This window comes from Chryseobacterium sp. BGARF1 (assembly GCF_001677955.1).
Taxonomy (GTDB): domain Bacteria; phylum Bacteroidota; class Bacteroidia; order Flavobacteriales; family Weeksellaceae; genus Chryseobacterium.
Map to the genome: position 1 here is coordinate 60,227 of NZ_LELA01000031.1, position 20,097 is coordinate 80,323.

The following is a 20,097-nucleotide window of genomic DNA, read 5'->3' on the forward strand; positions in this document are numbered from 1 at the left end:
TCAAATATGAGATTTCTATTTTTAAAAACACAGACTATTTTTTTAATTCTTTTCGGTTTTGTGCTGACTTTTGCGCAAAATAGCATGAAAATTCCGCAAAATGCAGTTTTTTACATGGAAGTGAATGGAAAACAGCTTAATCAGAAAGTCAATTGGGAAAAATTCAATCCGTTCCTAAAGGAAATCACGAAGGATAAAGGCAAGGATAAAAAAGCTTCGTGGAATGATTATTCTAAAACAGGAGTGAAATACGATGCCACACAATATCATTATGCCACAATGAATGATTCTGTGAAGTCTTACAACACGCATTTTACTTTAGAAAATCCTGAAAAATTTCAGGAGTTTATCAATTCAATCAAGAAAAAAGGGCAGGAGGTAACCAAGAAAAATAATTATTCATACGTCGATATTGATGACAATATTTTTGTTGGCTGGAACGGAAAACGTGCTGTTTTGAGTATAATCAGCTACGAAAAGCCTTATAAAGGAAACTGGATGGATGATATTGCAGCTGCAGACAGTGCTGCAATGGTTGTAGATACTGCTGCTGTTGCCATTGACAGTGCGTATGTGGAAGAAGAAAAACCTTTCGATTATAAAGAAGAAATTCAATATCTGAAAGATGATATTAAATATTTAAAAGAAAGCATTAAAGATAATAATGCTGAAATCTCAAAGCTCCAGAAAGACATTAAATATCTTGAAAAGCATCACAAATATCCGGAAGAAAAGAAAGTTCCCGAATCGGATGAAGCAGTAAAAGATTCTACTTATACACCAAATGTAGAAGTTTTACCACCTCCAATTTCGCAGGATGATTATTATGAGGAAGAGACATACGAAGTTGATTCCAGCTTTCAGAAAGAGATGGATTCGCTGAATATTGAGCGTTTCAAAATTGTTAAAAAGTTTGCAGAAGATGGTTTTAATCAATATTTCAGTTCAAATGGAGAGCTTTCGGTGACTAAAGATTTATTGAGCTTTAGAGATTCTAATTCGGATGTTTTTATCTACGCAGATTACGGAAAGATTGTAAATGAAGGAATTTACGGAAAATTACCTGCAAGTTTCAATTTTACAGGCCTTTTAGGAAAGATGTATAATTCGAATACATCTTACAATCTGTATTTTGATAAAGATAAAGTAAGGCTTGTCAATAATTACCAGCATAAAGATTCGGAGACTCAAAATAATATTTCTGCCGTTTATAAAGGGAAAAAGAATAAAAAACTGGCTGCTTTGATTAATGATAAAAGCGTGGGATATTATGTGATGAATGTGAATGGTTCTAAATATTTTGATATGATGTACGGTTTGCTGAAAAACTCGGGCGAAAATGACTATCAGAAAGAAATGGAACTGATGATGGAAACCATGAAGATTGTTTTGGATGAAGAAGCAATCGCAAAAATTGCACCTGGAAACGGAATTTTTGTTCTGAATGAATTGAAATCTAAAAACGTAGAATATACCGACTATGAATACGACGACAATTACAACGAAAAAGAAATAAAGAAAACCAAAGACGTGATGGTGCCCGATTTTACGTTTGCCTTCGCAACTGAAAACGACAACTATTGGAAACGTGTTTTCAATGTACTGACTTCAAATAAAGCTTTTGCAAAAAAATTCTCTACAAATGGCGACTTTTATGTTTTCAAAGATGAGAAGAATAAAAATGGATACGTCGATCAGTTGTTTTTCACGGTAAAAGATGGAATTGTATACGTGACGACCTCAAAAGATAATATCAACACCAATAATCAATCTGAAATTTCTAAGCAGTGGATGAAGGATTCTTCTAAATATCCTTTGTCTGGAAGATTAAATATTCAGAAGCTTTTGATTGGTTTAGATAAAGAATTTAAAAGCAAATCAGAAAGAAAAACGCTTGATCTGCTAAGAAAAAATGTAGGTGAGGTTTACTTTAAAACCGAAGCAAAAGGTGGAAGCATCCAGACTGAAATGAATTATCAGATTAAAAATTCTTCAGAGAACAGTTTAATGTATTTCTTCGATTTGTTTGATGAAATATACAAGATCTCAGAGTCTGAAAAACCTTCACATACTTTGTAAATAATATCAATAGAAAACGGGTTCTTAGCCCGTTTTCTTAATTTTTAATGGAAATTGGATTTAACCCAAAAAGATAATTTTATAGGAAATTTATGAAGAAGAAATATATTTTTCTTGTCATTGCTGTTCTGCTTTCAATCGGAGCTTATTTTCTGCTTTTTTATAAAGATAAAAGCTTAAAGTACATTCCCGAGAATGCAGATGTTGTTGTTTTGATTGATGTTAAAAAAGCAACAAGACAATATATTTCCAGCTTTTTAATGCATCCTTCAAAGTGGTTTGAAGATTCTGGAAAAGATGAAAATAAAATCTCAGTTTCAGATTCCGGATTAAAAATTCCTGACTTTCTCCAGATTTTTCATTTAAATAATACTAAAATTTCTGAATGGTACACCGTTTTAGAAATCAAAGACAAAGCAAAATTTTCAACATTTTTAAAGAATCGACAATTTGTAAATGATGGAAAAGACGGATTTAAAAATGATCAGTTTTTTATAAAAATTGATGGTGAAAAATGTATGGTAGGAACATCAAATCTGAATTTCAATATTATAGGAAAGCCTTTCTCTCAAAAATTCAGAGGTCAGGTTTTGAATGCAGATTCTTTTATGAATGATGGTTTAGGAAGTATTTCTTTTATTTCTGAACTTCGTACTCAAAATTTTTCAATCGGTTTGAATGATGATGAAATTGAAATAAAAAACGAATTGAATTCTACTGATTTTGAATCATTAATTTCAGATTTAAATAAAAAAACTCAATTTTTAAATGCTGAATTAGATTCAGAAAATATCCAGAAAATAAGCTCTGTTTTTAAAAAAAATAGTTCAGACTCTTTATCTGTTAATCATCTGAAAATGAGTGCGTATCTTACTGAAGTAAACGATACAATCATCAGTTATGGTTACGATGATCAATTTAATGAAATTGAAAAAGTAAGTTATCAGAAAATCGTGCAACCCGATTATGAGATTTTGCTTCAGACTTCTAATCTTCACAAAACTTTGGAATATTTCCAGCAAAAAAAATGGATGAATGCACAAAATCAGTTTGTTGCAATTCCTTTTCAGCCTAATTTAATTAGCTCAAATAAGAACCAGATTTCTATAAAATCTACCAGAAAATCGGTGAAATTGGGTGAAACTAAAAAACAAAACTATATTTTTATCAAAAATAATCCTTTGTTATATTCTTCATTTAAAATACTGAATAACCAATTTTTTAAAGACATAGAATATCTTTTTTACGGAAATAAAGCCCAGAATTATACAGTAAAAATTAAATTTAAGAAAGAAAAATATCCATTAATTTTAAGATAAAACTCTATGTGCCCTCCTGAAATTGCTTTACTAAAAACATGTACACATTACTTTCTGCACTTGGCTTTTCCTGCAGCGATTGCCTTTGTTTTTTATCGTGATCAATGGAAAAAAACATATTTAATTCTTTTAGCAACAATGTTGGTTGATATCGACCACTTGTTTGCTAATCCTATTTTTGATCCCAACAGAATGAGTGTGGGTTTTCATTTTCTGCATTCTTATTATGCGATTGCAGTGTATTTTTTGCTGCTCTTTTTTAAGGGGAATTTAAGAATAATTGGCATTGGTCTGCTCTTTCACATGCTGACCGATTTTCAGGATTTTGTATTGTGGTGCCGTTAATTTCTGGGTGTTCGCTGTGCTTAAAAATTTTCTAACATTCATTTATTATCGATCTTGATTTGGTAAGAAGTATTCACGGAAATAGAGTAGAACTGCTCAACGGAAAATCTATTTCAATAAGTAAAAAAGAGTAACTTTTTAGATTGTTGGGGATGTAATTTGTTTTTTGCGGTGTATTTTTTGCTTCTCTTTTTTAAAGAATTTAATATTAGAAGAAATCGGCTATAACTTTGTATGTTGTTTGATTTTCAGTGTTTTGAATGGTTTTGTCATTAAAATATTATTAATATTTTCTTTTAAGATTGTGAATTTGATAGATTTTTTGTATTTTAGAATCACTTTATGAAGCCAAAAGAATTTTTACAATACACCTATATTTTCCCCGCTCTTGCTGTAATTTATTACTTCGCAGGATTTATGGGACAAGGACTTATTTCTGACATTATTGCAGGAATTTTATTAACCGGAAGTGTTTTATCTGCCGTACATCACGCAGAAGTAGTTGCTCACAAAGTCGGCGAACCCTACGGAACCATTATCTTGGCACTTTGTATTACAATCATTGAAGTCGCGCTTATTGTTTCGTTGATGGTTGCAGGTGGAGAACAGGCCATTACTTTAGCCAGAGATACTGTTTTTGCAGCCGTCATGATCATCCTCAACGGAATTATTGGTATTTGTGTATTGGTGGGTGGTGTAAAGTATTTCGAACAGTTTTTTGCCCGAACTTCTGCCACAACGTATCTTGTAAGTATTGTTTCTATTTTGGTGATTACTTTGGTTCTTCCCAATTTTACTTCTAGCGTCAACGGGCCTTATTATAATAATGCACAATTAGTTTTTGTTTCTATCGCTTGTCTTGTCATTTATGGAGTCTTTTTAATGGTACAAACCGTGAGACACAGAAGCTATTTTGTACCTGCAGACGGAAATGCAGAAGAACATTTTATCCCTAATAAGACGCAAACCATTGTTAGTTTTTTCTTATTGGTTGTGTGCCTGATCATTGTTGTTTTAATGGCAAAAGGTCTTTCTAAAACAATTGAGGATATGGTACAAAGTATGGGCGCTCCAAAATCTTTAGTGGGTGTTATTATTGCTGGTGTTGTGCTTCTTCCGGAAGGTTTGGCGGCAATTCGAGCAGCGAGAAATAACCAGTTTCAGTCGAGTTTAAATTTAGCCTTGGGTTCTGCATTAGCAAGTATTGGTTTGAGTATTCCTGCGATTTCTGCAGTAAGTATCATGTATGATATTCCTTTGGTTTTAGGTCTTGACAAAAAAGATATTATCCTTCTTACTTTGTCTGTATTTATTGTGATGCTATCCTTAAGCCGAGGGAAAACCAATGTTTTATATGGAACTGTTTTGTTGGTGAATTTAGCAGCTTATATTTTTACGGTAATTGTACCGTAATTTTTAACTCGAAACAGAAAACTCGAAACACGTAACTCTACATTTTTCTTGCCATTTCCATTTTATAAGCCATAAGATTGGCGATGTTCTCTGATTTTGTAATGGCCATAGAAGCGTTTTCACCTGTGAAATTCTCTTCAATTGTTTGCTTCCATAGTTGAAGCCATCTTTCAAAATGTTTTTTTTCCATCGCTTCCAATTGATTAATCGGGAAATGTACCGCCATAGGATTTCCTTTGTAGCTCATTTGTCCGAAAAGAATGCTTTCCCAGAACGAATACATTTTTGGTAAATGCTTGTCCCAATCTACTTTTACAACGTCTTTAAAGAAGAAGCCAATCGTTTCGTCCTGTACAACTTTGTCGTAAAAACTGTTCACTAATAATTCTATATCTTCTCTTGATTCTAAATTTTTCATTTGATTATAATTAAATTTTATAACTAAAATAATACATCAAATTTAGTTTAATTCTAAATCTTATTGAAGAAAATGAAATTGATAAGTTTCATGAAAACAATATTTTATCTTTGCAGTCTGCTTTTCGGCATATTAAAAAAATAAGAATTGAATTTAGAATCATACAAAAAGCAAGCTTTACAAAAGCAGAAAGAGCATAAAAAATTCTTGGATGGTTTAAAGAAAAAACCGCCTAAAAACTTAGATTATGTCGTTCAGGAAACGCACGAAAAGGTTTTTGAAAAAGTAGATTGCCTTCAATGTGCCAATTGCTGTAAAACCACCGGACCGCTATATGTCGAAAAAGATATAGAGCGAATTTCAAAACATCTACGCATGAAACAGGCAGATTTTGAAGCTAAATTTCTGCGTGTAGACGAAGATAATGACAAAGTTTTACAGGATCTTCCGTGCTATTTTTTGAATGATGATAATACCTGTTCTATCTACGAAGTCCGTCCAAAAGCTTGTAGAGAATATCCCCATACAGACCGGAAAAAGATTTATCAAATCAATGATTTAATGATAAAAAATACAATGATTTGCCCGGCTGCTTTTGAGTTTGTCGAAAGTATGATGAAGAATTTGAACAAATAAATTTATGGTTTATGGTTTAAGGTTTAGTGTTTAAGGTTTGAGGTTTATAAGATAGCAGTCCTACGGACTGCGCCATTTATACAAATATTATTTCTACACAGATATGGCTCCTACGGAGCCGAACATCTTTTAACTCAACCTTTATTTATTTCAGAGATCCTAAATTGTACCATTTTTTCGATTAAATCTAAAGGCAAATCTTCTTTTAACGGAAATTGTACAGCACCTTTCGAAAACTTATATTTCCTTTTAATAAAATCATTTTCAAAATGTACAATTGCTTTGGGAAGCGGATAAAATCCGATGTGTTTTTTATAAGCTGTAAAATAAACCAAAGGCTTATCTTTATATTTAAAAGCAGGCATTTGATAACCGATATACTCTTCCAAATCAGGGTTTTGGGAGTGTATTGCTTTTCTTAAAATCTTCATTTTCAACTGTACTTCTTCGGGAAAGAGAAGAAAATATTCATTAAAATTTGTGAATGTATCTTTCATAGGAAATATTTTCATAAAAATAAAAAAAGCGCTGAACTGGACATTCAACGCTTTCCTCTTTCACTATTACTTTTTCCCATTTATAATCCCGGGACAGGTTGTAAGAAAAAAGGTCGGGAAAACTTCCCGACCTTTATATTTTATACTACTCCTTGAGCAAGCATTGCTTCTGCTACTTTTACGAATCCGGCGATATTGGCACCTTTTACGTAGTTCACATAGCCATCTTCCTCTTTTCCGTAGTCTCTACAAGCTTTATGAATTCCAATCATAATCTCTTTCAATCTTGCATCAACTTCTTCAGAAGTCCAGTTTAGTCTGATTGAGTTTTGAGTCATTTCTAATCCTGAAGTAGCTACACCACCTGCGTTAGAAGCTTTTCCTGGAGAGAACAATACTTTGTTTTCAAGGAAATAATTGATTGCATCAAGTGTTGAAGGCATATTAGCTGCTTCAGTCACACAAATACAACCATTTTCTACCAACATTTTAGCATCTTCAAGGTGTAATTCGTTCTGAGTTGCAGAAGGGATTGCTACATCACACTTCACTTCCCAAGGACGTTTTCCAGCGTGGAATTCAGCTGACGGATATTTTTTAGCGTAATCTTCAGCTCTGTTATTACCAGAAGCTCTAAGTTCTAATAAATAATCGATCTTGTCTCCGTCGATACCGTCTTTATCATAGATGTAACCGTCTGGTCCAGAAAGTGTAATTACTTTTCCGCCTAGTTCGTTTACTTTTTTAATAACTCCCCAAGCTACGTTTCCAAAACCTGAAACAGTTACTGTTTTATCTTTAAAAGTCTGTCCGATGGTCTTCAACATTTGTTCAGCGAAGTAAACAACACCGTAACCAGTCGCTTCAGGACGGATCAATGAACCGCCGTAAGCAAGACCTTTTCCGGTAAGAACTCCTGTAAATTCGTTTCTTACTTTCTTGTACTGACCAAATAAATATCCGATTTCTCTAGCTCCAACACCGATATCTCCTGCAGGAACGTCAGTTTCAGGACCAATGTGCTTACACAATTCTGTCATGAAAGCCTGGCAAAAACGCATTACTTCCATATCCGTTTTTCCTTGAGGATCAAAGTCTGAACCTCCTTTACCACCTCCCATTGGAAGCGTCGTTAAAGAGTTTTTAAATACCTGCTCGAAAGCTAAGAATTTAAGTACAGAAAGGTTTACAGTAGGATGGAAACGAATTCCTCCTTTGTAAGGTCCAATCGCAGAGTTCATCTGAATTCTGAAACCTCTGTTTACCTGAATTTCTCCTTTGTCATCAACCCAAGGAACTCTGAAAATGATAACTCTTTCCGGCTCGGCCATTCTCTCTAGGAGCTTCATTCCGGTATATTCTTTTCTGGTCAAAATAAACGGAATTACAGTGACAGCAACTTCTTTTACTGCCTGTAAAAATTCCGGTTCGTTAGGGTTTTTTGCCTCAATTTTAGCAATAAACTCCTGGATTTTCTGGTCAATATTATATTGTTCCATATTAGGTAGGGTTGAATATTATGTCAACAAATTTAATTTTTTTTTCAAGATTCACAATAGCATATTTGATAATTGCTGAAAATTGAATAATAATGAATCAAAATATTATTAAATTGATAATTTTAAATCAAATTTTATTAAAAATTAAATGTTAGATGTAAAATAATGAAATATTAAGAAATCGTTAATTCTTACATTACTATAAATTGTCTCCCAGAAAATGATTTTACTTTTCCCAAAAGCTCCAATTCTAAAATTACAGGTAATAATTTGTGTGAAGACACCGATATTTTCTCGGCCAAATCGTCTAAAGAAACATGTGGATGCTCTTTAATGGTTTGGTATATTAATTCTTGATTTTCAGATAATTGAATTGTTGCTGAGCTGTGGGGGAAAAGCTCTTCCATTTTTTCTTTAGGATTATTAAATCCAAGAAGATTCAGCAGGTCTTTTATGGAGGAAATTGCGGTCGCTTTATTTTGAAAAATTAGGTGATTGCATCCTTGGCTGTACTTGTCATCGATTCTTCCGGGAAGCGCAAAAACATCTCTGTTATAAGTGTTTGCAAAAGTTGCTGTACTGATAGATCCACCTCCGAATGCTGTTTCTACCACAATGGTTGCGGGAGAAATTCCGGCAATTATTCTGTTTCTTTGAATGAAATTTTCGCGGTCTGGTTTTCTTGATGAATTAAACTCAGTCAACAATCCACCGTTTTCTTCAAGAATTTTTTCTGAAAGTTTTTTGTTTTTAGAAGGGTAAAAGGTGTGAAAACCATGTGCTAAAACTCCTATGGTAGGGATTTGATGTTTTAAAGATTGCTCATGAACTTCTTTGTCGACTCCTAAAGCCAAACCACTGACAGAAATGAAACGATGGGATTTTGTTTCTTCAAAAAAATCTTCAATGAATTTTTTGCCGTAAGCTGTAATATTTCTGGTTCCGACTAAACTTATGGTTTTTAAGTTGGTTTTAAAATTTCCTTTCTGATAGAGTATTGCAGGGGCGTCGTCACATTCATTCAATAAAAACGGAAGATCATTTTGATGGCGTAAATTAATTTTCACGGAGTTTTTTTCGCAGAATGATAGTTCTTTTTCTGCAAATTTAAGATGCTCAGAGTTTCCAATGTCTGAAATTATTTTTGTACCAATCCCATCAATCTTACTAAGTCCTTTTTTAGGTGTTTTCCAAACATTTTCGGCTGTTCCAAACCGGCGTACAAGCTTGGAAAAATTAATGTCACCAATAAAATTACATTCCCGCAGAGCGATAGAATAAAGATGTTCTTCAGAATACATTTGTGTTATTTTATTCAAATGTAGTCAATTAGGATTTATTTTCTCCTTAATTCTTCCAAATAATCCCAAACATCTTCATTTTTTTTGTAAGGTAATTCCAGAAAGTCATCAGGATGGTTTTCTTTGTATTCCTGCCAAAGTTTGTCGTCTTTTTCGCTGTAGTAATTTGGGAATTCCCAGATATATCTTTTCTTTTTTTCTCCAGATCCTTTAAAAATATAAGCCATTGCACTTCCCATTAGTGCGCCGGATAAATGTGCCTGCCAGGAAATTTTGCTCGGTTCATCAAGGTTGTAAAGCAGCTCTTCAGGAAACATTCCCCAGATTAAACTACCATAATATAAAACGACCAAAAGAGAGATGGTCAAAAGTTTAATATTCCATCTAAAGACGCCGCTGAAAAATAGGAAAAATGCCAAAACATATACTACGCCACTTGCTCCAATGGTACATGTGTAATTATATTCTCCTGTCATTATATCAATGGGTGGCAAAAGCCATAGAAGAAGGCCTGTACTAAGCCATCCCATTACAAAAACTTTGGTGGCTACTTCAGAATAAAACTGATACAATAAAAACATCAGTACTGCGATGGGAACAGAATTTCCTATAATATGATCAAAGCCACCATGTAAAAGAGGTGACGTTAAAATACCCAATAAACCCTCTGGCAAAAGCGGAATGATTGCTCCAAAACAGTTTGAGAAAAACCCCATTGCCTGTAAAAAATACCCAAGCCACATAGCAGCAAGCATAAGTGAGGGAGCGATGAGTGCTTTTTTGTGAATTATATTTTTAATCATACGGGTAAGATGTCAAATCAAAAGCCAAGTATAAATTTCGGAAATTTTGGCGATGATTTGGGATATTGCAATTGATTTAAGACAAAAAGTAATGATTTTAAAATGAAATATTTACAGATGAGAGATTTCTGCAAAAGGTTTTCTAAAAATGTCCTGAAAATAATTTTACTTATTTTTGTGGCGTAAAAATTTTGGACTTATGAGAAAGATTTTCATGTTATTTTTTATTTATCTAAGTGTAGGTTCTTTTGCACAGGTAATTATCAGTGATTCTGCAGCAGTTGATACTATTAAAAAGCCAAGACATTGGTCTGTTCTTGCCAAGAATAGTGTGATGTTTAATCAGGCAGCTTTTTCTAACTGGGTTGGTGGTGGAGCCAATAATGTGGGGTGGCTTGCAAGTGCAAATTATAATCTTACCTACGAAAAAGACCGTAATCTTTGGGAAAATATTATTATTCTTAATTACGGACAAAATACAACAAAAGGAATAGGTACCAGAAAAACACAAGATGTTCTTAATTTTTCTACAAACTACGGTAGACAGTTTTCAAAAAGCTGGTATGTTTCTGCGGGAGCAAGTTTACTTTCTCAGTTTTCGGGAGGTTTTGAAGATGGAAATAATCCAGAAGCAAAAAAAATATCAAATTTTATGGCTCCGGGTTATGTGAATGCCGGTTTAGGGATAACTTATAGACCTGACGAAAATCTCACGGTAACTTTAAGGCCTGCCAACGGAAGGTTTACATTTGTCCTCGATAAAGAGCTTCAGCTTGCCGGAAATTATGGCTTAAAGTCGGATGGCGATTTTTTCCTGATGCAACTCGGTTTTCTTGGTTCAGCAATCTATAAAGTAAAGTTGATGGAAAATATTGAAATGACCAATACAGCCTCTATATTCTCAAATTATCTTGATAAACCAGATCATATGGTGCTTTCGTACAATATGCTTTTAAATATGAAAATCAATAGGTTTGTCTCTTCCATCGTTACGGTAGACGTAATGTATGATCATAATCAGATACAAAAAACGCAGCTGAAACAAACACTCGGAATAGGATTTGCGTATAATATTGATAATGGTGTAAAACGTTCGGCCAGAAAAGATAATCAATGGTGGTTAAAGAAATAATTTTAAAATAAATATCAGGAAAAGTAATTCAGATTTGAGTTACTTTTTTTATGCTTAAAATTGTGATTTTTTTACTTTAATTAAATATTTTTTAAGATAAGTTATATTTTTAATACCTTAGATACACATAAATGATACTGATTTATATGAAATAGTATGTGTTTTTTTATTTAAATGAAATAAACCATTTTTAAAATAAATTGATCATGAGAAAAATTTTATTACCGATTTCCATATTTCTGGGGATCTTTGTTTCTGCTCAGGAAGAGAATGTTGAAAAACCGGCTGTAGATACTACAAAAGTTTGGTCTATTCAGGCTCAAAACACTTTAATGCTCAATCAGGCTGCCTTTTCAAATTGGATAGGTGGTGGAGCCAACAATGTAGGGTGGCTTGCCGGTGTAAACTATAATCTTACTTACGAAAAGGGAAAATATCTCTGGGAAAATGTGATTGTTTTGGGGTATGGTCAAAATAATACAAAGGGGATAGGAACCCGAAAAACCCAGGATGTTATCAATTTATCAACCAATTTCGGAAAAGAGTTTATAAAAAACTGGTATTTTTCTGCAGGAGCGAGCTTACAGTCGCAGTTTGCAGCAGGCTACGAAGATGGTAATAATCCTGCAGCGGCTAAGATTTCAAATTTTATGGCTCCTGGTTTTGTCAATATTGGTGTGGGTGTTACCTATCGACCTAATGATAACTTTACAATGACCTTAAGACCTGCTAACGCAAGAATGACCTTTGTACTCGATGAAGACCTTCAGAAAGCCGGAACTTATGGCTTGAAAAACGATGGCGATTCTATGTTGTTTCAGTTTGGTTTCTTGGGAACAGCTATTTATAAATTAAAATTAATGGAAAATGTGAATTTAATCAATACAGGTTCTGTGTTCTCAAATTATTTGGATAATCCGCAAAGATTAGTGCTTTCTTACGGTGCTGTTTTAAATATGAAAATCAATCGTTTTATTTCCACCAACATTACATTAGATGTTCTGTATGATCATAATCAAATCCAGAAGACACAGTTGAAACAGACTTTAGGAGTTGGTTTTGCGTATAATATTGATAATGGGGTGAAAAGGTCTGATAAAAAAGATAATCAGTCTTGGCTGAAGAAATAATTTTAGTATAAATAAAAAAAGAAAGCACCTCAAATTGAAGTGCTTTCTTTTTTGTATGTTTTTTTGAGTTTAAAACTCAATACTAACTTCCAATTTCTCTGTCAAAAGCTTTGAAATTTTCTCCTTTAAAGGTTCAATGTCGATATTCTGCATTGCATCGTTTGCGAAAGCAAATAACAATAAAGCCTGAGCTTCTTTTTTAGAAATTCCTCTTGCTCTAAGATAGAATAAAGCGTCTTTATTTAGCTGTCCAACGGTACAACCATGAGAACACTTTACATCATCTGCAAAGATCTCCAACTGAGGTTTTGTATCGATTGTAGCTCCTTCGCTTAAAAGAACGTTGTTGTTTTGCTGATAAGCATTGGTTTTTTGTGCCAATTTATCTACAAAAACTTTTCCGTTGAAAACTCCGTGAGATTTATCTTTAAAAATACCTTTATAATTCTGGTAACTTTCACAGTTTGGCTGATTATGATGAACAGCTGTGTGATGATCAACCAACTGATCTTTACCAATAATCGTGATTCCATTCATGAAAGAATTAATATTCGATCCATTTTGGATAAAATCTAAATTATTTCTCACGATTTTTCCACCAAAAGAGAATGTATTTACTGTTGTTAAACTGTCTCTTTCCTGTTTTGCAAAAGTATGATCTACCAAATAAGAAGTATCGCTGTCATTCTGCAATTTATGCCAATCTGCTTTTGCATTCGGTGATGTGAAAATCTCTGTCACAGAATTGGTGAAAACATAGCTTTCGTCAAAATTGTGGTGGCTTTCAATTACTTCAACCTTCGCTCCTTCTTCTACGATCAATAAGTTTCTTGTGTTGTAGAATGTATTTTCTTCCTGATTTTGAGAAAGATAAAAAATATGAATTGGTTTTTCAATCACAACATTTTTAGGCACTTTCAGGAAAAAACCATATTTGCAATACGCCTGATTTAAATTGGTGAAAGCTAAATCTTTTGCAGCAATTGTATTAAAATAAGTATCGAAAACATCCTTGTGGTTTTCATCGTTTAATGCATAATTAAAAGATAAAAACTCGGTGTTTTCAATAGAAATCTTAGAAAGCTCTTTGTGAAGCTGACCGTTTACAAAAACGATCCAGTCAAAATGTTCTTCACCCAAATGTAGCTCATCAAGCTGTTCTTTGGTGATATTGTGGCTTTCTTTCGGGAAAAAATTATAATCTTTCTCGATGATTTCCTTGATGTTGGTATATTTATATTCTTCGTCTTTCTTTGTAGGAAAACCAAGTTTAACAAATTTTCCTAATGCTTCAACTCTCGTTTCATCTAAGAAACGGTGACGAAGGGTACCAAGAAATTCGCTGTGATTATTTAAAATTTGTTCTGATAACATATTTGAAATTTGAAGTTTGAGATTTGAAATTGTGGATGATAAGATTCTTTCTAATCATCATTCCGATTAAATTTATTTCCTTTATGAGTTGAATTTTTCAAATAAGTAATAAATCCCGAAAGTTTTCTTGAGATCTCAATACTTTCATTTTTAAGTTTTATAAATGTTTCACTGTCTAAATATTGTCTGTCATAGGCTCTTATCAACTGCGAACGAACTTCACCGGCTGAGCCTTTAGACATTGTCAGAAAATTGACAAATTCACGATTCCCTTCTCTTTCAAAGCCTTCTGCAATATTATCCATTCTTGAGGAAGCTGCCCTGTCGATCTGCGATTTATCGTGATGTAGAAATTTTTCGTTTTGCAGACAATTTTGATATATTGATTGGCAGAAATTTCTAGAACTCTGCCAAATTTCTAAATCTTCAAAATTATTTATTGTCCCCAAAATGTCAAATTTCAAATATCGAATTTCAAATTAATTGAGTAGCCAGTCGTAACCTTTTGCTTCTAATTCTAATGCTAAAGATTTGTCGCCTGTTTTGATGATCTTTCCGTTCGCTAAAACGTGTACAAAATCAGGCTGAATATAATTAAGCAATCTTTGATAGTGCGTAATCAAAAGAACTGCATTTCCTTCGTTTTTGAAAGTGTTTACACCATCTGCAACGATTCTTAATGCATCGATATCCAATCCGGAATCTGTTTCATCCAAAATAGCTAGTTTAGGATTTAACATCATCATCTGGAATATTTCGTTTCTTTTTTTCTCACCTCCCGAAAAACCTTCGTTCAATGATCTAGAAAGGAAATCTTTTTTAATACCTAATTTCTCAGATTTTTCACGAATCATTGCCAACATTTCTTTTGCAGGCATATCTTCTAATCCGTTTGCTTTTCTGTTTTCATTTAAAGCAGCTTTAATGAAATTGGTCACAGAAACCCCAGGAATTTCTACAGGATATTGAAAAGAAAGGAAAATACCTTTGTGAGCTCTTTCTTCAGGAGCATCTTCGATGATGTTTTCACCATCAAATAAAATTTCACCTTCAGTAACTTCGTAATCTTCTTTCCCTGCAATTACAGAAGAAAGAGTAGATTTTCCGGCTCCGTTTGGTCCCATGATAGCATGAACTTCACCCGGTTTTATTTCAAGATTGATACCTTTTAATATCTGTGCGCCATCTTCAATTCTGGCGTGTAAGTTTTTAATATTTAACATATTGTTTCTATAATTTTATCGTAAGGTTAAACAAAAGCTAACACTTAGCGAGGAAATACTATTTTTATTTTAAACATTAAGAATTTAAGTTTTATTCTTAATGTGTTATTTTTCTTTAAGCAAATCAATAAAATTGATTTTAATTAAGTTTTTTAAGCTATTCCTTTTTACTTCTTAATGTATAAAGATCATTCTGGAAGTTTAGAAAAATATTCATTAATTAAAGGAACCATTGACTTTGTGATGTTCTCTGTATAGAAATTAATCAAAAGCCCTTGAGGTTTTTTCAAAATCTTCCTGTAAGTCATTAACTGAGCCTGATGAACAGGTAATAACTTTTCAACTGTTTTAATTTCTATAATAATAGTTTCGTTTACAAGCAAATCTACTTTTAACGGAGTTTCAATTTCTATTTTTCCGTAATTGATTTTTGTAGTAACTTGTTGATTAACTAAATGTCCTTTTTCCTTTAATTCATATGCCAAACATAATTCGTAAACACTTTCCAACAAACCAGGTCCTAACTCTTTATGGACTTTAATTGCACATCCTACAATGTCATAAGAAAGTTGTGTTACTTCTGTTTTGGTCATATATTAGCTTAATTTTTTTAAAAAGAATTAATTTATTAATTCCTTAAATTTTAAACATTAAGAAGTTAAGTTTTTTTAATTTCTTAAATTCTTAATGTTTAAAATAATTATCCAACACTTCCTTCCAAAGAAATCTCCAATAATTTCTGAGCTTCAATAGCAAATTCCATTGGAAGTTTATTTAAAACTTCTTTACTGAAACCATTTACAATTAGAGCAATTGCTCTTTCTGTATCGATACCTCTTTGGTTACAGTAGAAAATCTGGTCTTCACCGATTTTTGAAGTTGTAGCTTCATGTTCTAACTGTGCAGTTGGATCTTTAATTTCGATGTAAGGGAAAGTATGCGCTCCACATTCGTTACCCATTAATAATGAGTCGCACTGTGAGAAGTTTCTCGCTCCTTTTGCAGAAGGCATCACTTTTACCAATCCTCTGTATGAGTTTTGGGATTTTCCTGCAGAAATTCCTTTAGAAATAATCGTAGATTTTGTATTTTTTCCGATGTGAATCATCTTTGTACCGGTATCGGCATATTGATGATTGTTGGTTACTGCGATAGAGTAGAACTCACCAATCGAACCGTCACCTTTTAAGATACAAGAAGGATATTTCCACGTTACAGCAGAACCTGTTTCAACCTGAGTCCAAGATATTTTTGCTTTATATTCGCAAAGTCCTCTTTTGGTTACGAAATTGAAAACTCCACCTTTACCTTCTTCGTTTCCTGGATACCAGTTTTGAACGGTTGAATATTTAATTTCAGCATTATCCATTGCAATTAATTCTACAACGGCAGCGTGAAGTTGATTTTCGTCTCTTGACGGAGCGGTACAACCTTCTAAGTAAGAAACATAACTTCCTTCGTCTGCAATTACAAGCGTTCTTTCAAACTGACCTGTTCCTGCCTGATTGATACGGAAATATGTTGAAAGCTCCATAGGACATCTTACCCCTTTTGGAATATAGCAGAAACTTCCGTCAGAAAATACTGCGGAATTTAATGCTGCGTAGAAGTTATCACCTCTTGGAACTACTTTTCCAAGATATTTTCTCACTAAATCTGGGTGATTTTTGATTGCTTCAGAAATTGAACAAAAGATAATTCCTTTTTCAGCTAGTGTATCCTGAAAAGTCGTTTTTACAGAAACAGAATCTATTACGATATCTACTGCTACGTTTGAAAGTCTTTTCTGTTCTTCGATATTGATCCCTAATTTTGCAAAAGTTGCTAATAATTCTGGGTCAACGTCATCTAAGCTTTCCAATTGTGGATTTGATTTTGGCGCAGCGTAATATTTAATCGCTTGGAAATCTGGTTTTTCATACTTGATATTTGCCCATTCAGGCTCAACCATTTTTAACCAAATTTTGAATGATTCCAAACGCCATTCTGTCATCCATTCCGGCTCTTCTTTTTTAGCAGAAATTGCACGAACAATGTCTTCATTTAAACCTGTTGGAAAATCTTCGTAATCAATTTTGGTTTCCCAACCAAATTCATATTTTTTATTTTCTAAATCGACTCTTAAGTCGTCTTCAGTATATTTACTCATTTTAATAGATTTTAGAAATTAGATTTTAGAAATTAGATATCAGACTTTCAAAGTCTTGAATCTAGTATCTAGCATCTAGTATCTAATTATAAGCTAAAACTCTCTCCACAACCACACGTTCTGGATGCATTAGGATTATTGAAAATAAATCCTTTCCCATTTAAACCTCCGGAATATTCTAAAGTGGTACCTGCCAAGTAAAGTATCGATTTTTTTTCAACAACGATTTTTATCCCGTTGTCTTCAAAAATCTGATCTGTTTCGTTTTGCTTATTGTCGAAACCTAACATATACTCTAGTCCTGAACATCCACCGCTTTTTACCCCAACTCTTATATAATCTTCAGCAGGGTTAAAGCCATCTTCTGTCATCAGTTGAATCGCTTTTACCTTTGCCTGATCTGAAACCTTTATCATTGTATTAATTTAGAATGATTTAATCTTGCAAAAATACAAACAATAATCAGTAAATAAAAATCGACGTTTTTATTTTATCGATTTTTATCATCGATGCTTTAACTTTGGTGAGTATTTAAAATCAAAACTATAAATCAGGAAAATAATGAAAAAATTGGGCATCCTTGCTGTAGCCTTACTTGCGCAGGCTACTTTTGCACAAACCAACAGATTTGTTTATCAGGTAACCTCAAAACCAGATATCAATAATAAAAGTGATATTAAAACTGAAAACGCTTATTTAGACATTTCAGCAGACAAATCGATGTTCTATTCTGAAAATAGAATTAAAAGAGATTCTGTGATGCAGGCTAACCGACAGAGTGGTGGAGCGAGAGGTTTTAATAGAGATCAGATGGAAAGTTTGAGGTCAAATATCAATTATACGATTGAAAAAAATAAAAAAGATCAAAAGATAACTTACAAAGATCGTTTGGGAAGAGATCAATATTCTTACGAAGAAGACCGACCTTTAAATTGGAAAATTCTTTCTGAAACTACAAAAATAGGTGATTATAAAGTTCAGAAAGCAGAAACTGAGTTTGGAGGAAGAAAATGGACGGCATGGTTTACGACGGATCTTCCTTATCAGGACGGACCGTACAAATTTAGTGGACTTCCCGGTTTGGTTGTAAAAGCTGAAGATTCTACCGGTGATTATTCTTTCGATTTAATGAAAAATTATAAAATCTCTGCTTTCCCTGAAATGACAACTTTTGGAACTGTGATGAAAGTAAAAAGAACAGATTATATAAAGCAACAAGAGAAGTTTAAAGCTGATCCAATGTCTTTTTTGAATAGCCAACGTGGTGGCGGTGGAATTTCACCTCCACGAAGCCAGGGAGGTGGAGGAGGAAATCAATTTTCTCCTGAAGTGAAAAAAAGAATTGAAAACGGAGTAAAAGATGAAATTAAAAAAAGCAGTAATCCTATCGAGCTAAAATAAAACAAAAATGTCTGAAGAAATTTCTTCAGACATTTTTTATCTTAAAAGTTGACTAAAAGTGTCGCCTTGTTTGATGTCTCCGGAATTATATCCTTTCATAAACCATTCTTTACGTTGAGCTGATGAGCCGTGGGTAAAACTTTCCTGATTCACATATCCTTGGGATCTTTTTTGGATATTATCATCACCAACTGCTTCAGCAGCATTTATTGCTGATTCTAAATCTCCGGGTTCTAAAATGTTTTTATTTGTATCTGTTTTTTTTGCCCAAACTCCAGCATAGAAATCGGCTTGAAGTTCTGTGGCCACAGAAATCTGGTTAAGTTGTGCTTCAGAATATCTTGCGCTACCTCTTGCTTTATCGGTTTCGTTTAAAGTTCCTAAAAGATTTTGTACGTGATGTCCTACTTCGTGAGCTAGAACATAAGCAATGGTAAATTCAGTAACTTTTGCTCCGAATCTTGATTGAAGTTCATTAAAAAAACTCATATCCATGTAAATTGATTGATCGGCAGGACAATAAAAAGGACCCATTGCAGATTGTGCAATTCCACATCTAGAACTAGTGGTACTTTCAAATAAAATGATTTTAGGCTTCTCGTAAATAATTCCGTTTTCTTTAAAAATTTGATCCCAAGTAATAATATTCCATTTACCCATCATGTCTACCATTTCTCCTATTTTTTGTTCATTTGCAGAAAGTTCTCTTTTTGCATCAGCACTAGATGATTGTGCAATATTTTCCGAATTTAATATTGCAGAGGGATCACCGCCTAAGAAGAAAACTATCGCTGCAATAATTATTGTACCTAATCCGCCGCCAACAATTGCTCCACCAGAGCCACGGCGATCTTCCACATTGCCACCTCTATCGTCTGTCCATCTCATATTAATTATTTAATTGTATCCTTTAAATGTAAAAAATTTCTTTTGTTAAAGAAATTTTTTACATTATTATAAATAATTTGCAAAACACTAAATTATACATAAAAGTTTTACTTTTTGCCATCAAGGTGATTATTAGTAGGAACTCTTATGTGTGATTTAAACTTATCAACTATATTTAATATAAGATGGTATAAGAAGTACACGTTTTAAGAATACAGCAAGGAGCAGTAGAAGTGTTTATTAATAAATTTCTACGATCATCAATACAAGCTCTATCTTTTGTCCATCTCATACCGCCCTTAATAGTTTTCAATTCTTCTCTTGAAAATTTAATAGCCTTTCCTTTTAATTTTTCTAAATTTTTCATCTGTAATTTTTTTTGTTTATAAATAATTTTTATTAAACTTACAAATTAAATATTACGTATAAAAATTATTGCAGTAAAATTTTTAATAAAATCAAATGATTTAACAATCATACTGAATTAGGT

General features: G+C 33.0%; 21 protein-coding genes. 8 read left to right on the top strand and 13 right to left on the bottom strand.

Annotation, left to right across the window (positions count from 1 at the left end; all coding sequences use genetic code 11):
• The first annotated feature begins 84 nt into the window (after positions 1–84).
• The 4 genes from AB671_RS05320 (at position 85) to AB671_RS05335 (ending at position 5,156) form a co-directional block, all read left to right on the top strand.
• Entirely contained in the window at positions 85–2,079 is a 1,995-nt protein-coding gene (locus tag AB671_RS05320; RefSeq protein ID WP_228390907.1) for a hypothetical protein, read from the top strand.
• Between the two features lie 92 nt (positions 2,080–2,171).
• Positions 2,172–3,398 carry a hypothetical protein gene (locus AB671_RS05325; RefSeq protein ID WP_066677057.1) on the top strand — a complete coding sequence of 409 codons (1,227 nt, stop codon included), beginning with the start codon at positions 2,172–2,174 and terminating at the stop codon, positions 3,396–3,398.
• 6 nt (positions 3,399–3,404) lie between these two features.
• Positions 3,405–3,743: a DUF6122 family protein gene (locus tag AB671_RS05330; protein ID WP_066677053.1), complete on the top strand. Its 339-nt coding sequence runs from the start codon at positions 3,405–3,407 to the stop codon at positions 3,741–3,743.
• Between the two features lie 342 nt (positions 3,744–4,085).
• Positions 4,086–5,156, top strand: coding sequence for a calcium:proton antiporter (locus AB671_RS05335; RefSeq protein ID WP_066677051.1), 1,071 nt, complete (start codon positions 4,086–4,088; stop codon positions 5,154–5,156).
• A 37-nt stretch (positions 5,157–5,193) separates the two neighbouring features.
• On the opposite strand, the gene AB671_RS05340 is transcribed toward AB671_RS05335, so the two are convergent.
• Entirely contained in the window at positions 5,194–5,574 is a 381-nt protein-coding gene (locus AB671_RS05340) for a group III truncated hemoglobin (RefSeq protein ID WP_066677046.1), read from the bottom strand.
• Between the two features lie 147 nt (positions 5,575–5,721).
• On the opposite strand from AB671_RS05340, the gene AB671_RS05345 reads away from it, so the two are divergent.
• Positions 5,722–6,210, top strand: coding sequence for a YkgJ family cysteine cluster protein (locus AB671_RS05345; protein ID WP_066677045.1), 489 nt, complete (start codon positions 5,722–5,724; stop codon positions 6,208–6,210).
• Positions 6,211–6,344: 134 nt separating this feature from the next.
• On the opposite strand, the gene AB671_RS05350 is transcribed toward AB671_RS05345, so the two are convergent.
• From AB671_RS05350 to AB671_RS05365, 4 genes are all read right to left on the bottom strand, one after another.
• A complete protein-coding gene (locus AB671_RS05350) occupies positions 6,345–6,707 on the bottom strand; it encodes an iron chaperone (protein ID WP_066677044.1) in 363 nt (120 codons plus the stop codon).
• A gap of 140 nt (positions 6,708–6,847) precedes the next feature.
• The gene (gene gdhA / locus AB671_RS05355; RefSeq protein WP_066677043.1) at positions 6,848–8,206 is read right to left on the bottom strand and encodes an NADP-specific glutamate dehydrogenase; all 1,359 of its coding nucleotides are present in this window, start codon (positions 8,204–8,206) and stop codon (positions 6,848–6,850) included.
• Between the two features lie 191 nt (positions 8,207–8,397).
• Complete coding sequence (gene dprA / locus AB671_RS05360; protein ID WP_066677042.1) at positions 8,398–9,507, bottom strand: DNA-processing protein DprA; 1,110 nt, start codon at positions 9,505–9,507, stop codon at positions 8,398–8,400.
• A gap of 35 nt (positions 9,508–9,542) precedes the next feature.
• Positions 9,543–10,310 (bottom strand): rhomboid family intramembrane serine protease, encoded by a 768-nt coding sequence (locus tag AB671_RS05365; RefSeq protein WP_066677041.1) that lies wholly within the window; start codon positions 10,308–10,310, stop codon positions 9,543–9,545.
• Positions 10,311–10,509: 199 nt separating this feature from the next.
• Between AB671_RS05365 and AB671_RS05370 the strand changes: the two genes are divergently transcribed.
• Both AB671_RS05370 and AB671_RS05375 read left to right on the top strand, forming a co-directional pair.
• Complete coding sequence (locus tag AB671_RS05370) at positions 10,510–11,442, top strand: DUF3078 domain-containing protein (protein WP_066677039.1); 933 nt, start codon at positions 10,510–10,512, stop codon at positions 11,440–11,442.
• A gap of 206 nt (positions 11,443–11,648) precedes the next feature.
• Positions 11,649–12,572, top strand: a complete 924-nt coding sequence (locus AB671_RS05375; protein WP_066677376.1) for a DUF3078 domain-containing protein — start codon at positions 11,649–11,651, stop codon at positions 12,570–12,572.
• A gap of 69 nt (positions 12,573–12,641) precedes the next feature.
• Here AB671_RS05375 and sufD read toward each other — a convergent pair whose 3' ends face one another.
• From sufD to AB671_RS05405, 6 genes are all read right to left on the bottom strand, one after another.
• On the bottom strand, positions 12,642–13,946 hold the full coding sequence (gene sufD, locus AB671_RS05380; RefSeq protein WP_082987238.1) for a Fe-S cluster assembly protein SufD: 1,305 nt from the start codon (positions 13,944–13,946) through the stop codon (positions 12,642–12,644).
• Between the two features lie 50 nt (positions 13,947–13,996).
• Complete coding sequence (locus tag AB671_RS05385; RefSeq protein ID WP_228390916.1) at positions 13,997–14,410, bottom strand: four helix bundle protein; 414 nt, start codon at positions 14,408–14,410, stop codon at positions 13,997–13,999.
• Positions 14,411–14,425: 15 nt separating this feature from the next.
• Positions 14,426–15,169, bottom strand: coding sequence for a Fe-S cluster assembly ATPase SufC (gene sufC, locus AB671_RS05390; RefSeq protein ID WP_066677378.1), 744 nt, complete (start codon positions 15,167–15,169; stop codon positions 14,426–14,428).
• Positions 15,170–15,357: 188 nt separating this feature from the next.
• Entirely contained in the window at positions 15,358–15,762 is a 405-nt protein-coding gene (locus AB671_RS05395; RefSeq protein WP_066677380.1) for a GxxExxY protein, read from the bottom strand.
• A 107-nt stretch (positions 15,763–15,869) separates the two neighbouring features.
• The gene (gene sufB, locus AB671_RS05400) at positions 15,870–17,318 is read right to left on the bottom strand and encodes a Fe-S cluster assembly protein SufB (protein WP_066677382.1); all 1,449 of its coding nucleotides are present in this window, start codon (positions 17,316–17,318) and stop codon (positions 15,870–15,872) included.
• Positions 17,319–17,404: 86 nt separating this feature from the next.
• On the bottom strand, positions 17,405–17,734 hold the full coding sequence (locus tag AB671_RS05405) for a HesB/IscA family protein (protein ID WP_066677384.1): 330 nt from the start codon (positions 17,732–17,734) through the stop codon (positions 17,405–17,407).
• A gap of 145 nt (positions 17,735–17,879) precedes the next feature.
• Here AB671_RS05405 and AB671_RS05410 point away from each other — a divergent pair, with 145 nt between their 5' ends.
• Positions 17,880–18,719: a GLPGLI family protein gene (locus AB671_RS05410; RefSeq protein WP_066677386.1), complete on the top strand. Its 840-nt coding sequence runs from the start codon at positions 17,880–17,882 to the stop codon at positions 18,717–18,719.
• 36 nt (positions 18,720–18,755) lie between these two features.
• On the opposite strand, the gene AB671_RS05415 is transcribed toward AB671_RS05410, so the two are convergent.
• Both AB671_RS05415 and AB671_RS05420 read right to left on the bottom strand, forming a co-directional pair.
• Positions 18,756–19,607: a neutral zinc metallopeptidase gene (locus AB671_RS05415; RefSeq protein WP_066677388.1), complete on the bottom strand. Its 852-nt coding sequence runs from the start codon at positions 19,605–19,607 to the stop codon at positions 18,756–18,758.
• Between the two features lie 175 nt (positions 19,608–19,782).
• Entirely contained in the window at positions 19,783–19,974 is a 192-nt protein-coding gene (locus AB671_RS05420; protein WP_066677391.1) for a hypothetical protein, read from the bottom strand.
• Positions 19,975–20,097 lie beyond the last annotated feature (123 nt).

Coding starts and splice junctions, on each gene's coding strand:
- AB671_RS05320 (WP_228390907.1), top strand. CDS start 85: ATGAAAATTCCGCAAAATGCAGTTTTTTACATGGAAGTGAATGGAAAA.
- AB671_RS05325 (WP_066677057.1), top strand. CDS start 2,172: ATGAAGAAGAAATATATTTTTCTTGTCATTGCTGTTCTGCTTTCAATC.
- AB671_RS05330 (WP_066677053.1), top strand. CDS start 3,405: ATGTGCCCTCCTGAAATTGCTTTACTAAAAACATGTACACATTACTTT.
- AB671_RS05335 (WP_066677051.1), top strand. CDS start 4,086: ATGAAGCCAAAAGAATTTTTACAATACACCTATATTTTCCCCGCTCTT.
- AB671_RS05340 (WP_066677046.1), bottom strand. CDS start 5,574: ATGAAAAATTTAGAATCAAGAGAAGATATAGAATTATTAGTGAACAGT.
- AB671_RS05350 (WP_066677044.1), bottom strand. CDS start 6,707: ATGAAAGATACATTCACAAATTTTAATGAATATTTTCTTCTCTTTCCC.
- gdhA (WP_066677043.1), bottom strand. CDS start 8,206: ATGGAACAATATAATATTGACCAGAAAATCCAGGAGTTTATTGCTAAA.
- dprA (WP_066677042.1), bottom strand. CDS start 9,507: ATGTATTCTGAAGAACATCTTTATTCTATCGCTCTGCGGGAATGTAAT.
- AB671_RS05365 (WP_066677041.1), bottom strand. CDS start 10,310: ATGATTAAAAATATAATTCACAAAAAAGCACTCATCGCTCCCTCACTT.
- AB671_RS05370 (WP_066677039.1), top strand. CDS start 10,510: ATGAGAAAGATTTTCATGTTATTTTTTATTTATCTAAGTGTAGGTTCT.
- AB671_RS05375 (WP_066677376.1), top strand. CDS start 11,649: ATGAGAAAAATTTTATTACCGATTTCCATATTTCTGGGGATCTTTGTT.
- sufD (WP_082987238.1), bottom strand. CDS start 13,946: ATGTTATCAGAACAAATTTTAAATAATCACAGCGAATTTCTTGGTACC.
- sufC (WP_066677378.1), bottom strand. CDS start 15,169: ATGTTAAATATTAAAAACTTACACGCCAGAATTGAAGATGGCGCACAG.
- AB671_RS05395 (WP_066677380.1), bottom strand. CDS start 15,762: ATGACCAAAACAGAAGTAACACAACTTTCTTATGACATTGTAGGATGT.
- sufB (WP_066677382.1), bottom strand. CDS start 17,318: ATGAGTAAATATACTGAAGACGACTTAAGAGTCGATTTAGAAAATAAA.
- AB671_RS05405 (WP_066677384.1), bottom strand. CDS start 17,734: ATGATAAAGGTTTCAGATCAGGCAAAGGTAAAAGCGATTCAACTGATG.
- AB671_RS05410 (WP_066677386.1), top strand. CDS start 17,880: ATGAAAAAATTGGGCATCCTTGCTGTAGCCTTACTTGCGCAGGCTACT.
- AB671_RS05415 (WP_066677388.1), bottom strand. CDS start 19,607: ATGAGATGGACAGACGATAGAGGTGGCAATGTGGAAGATCGCCGTGGC.
- AB671_RS05420 (WP_066677391.1), bottom strand. CDS start 19,974: ATGAAAAATTTAGAAAAATTAAAAGGAAAGGCTATTAAATTTTCAAGA.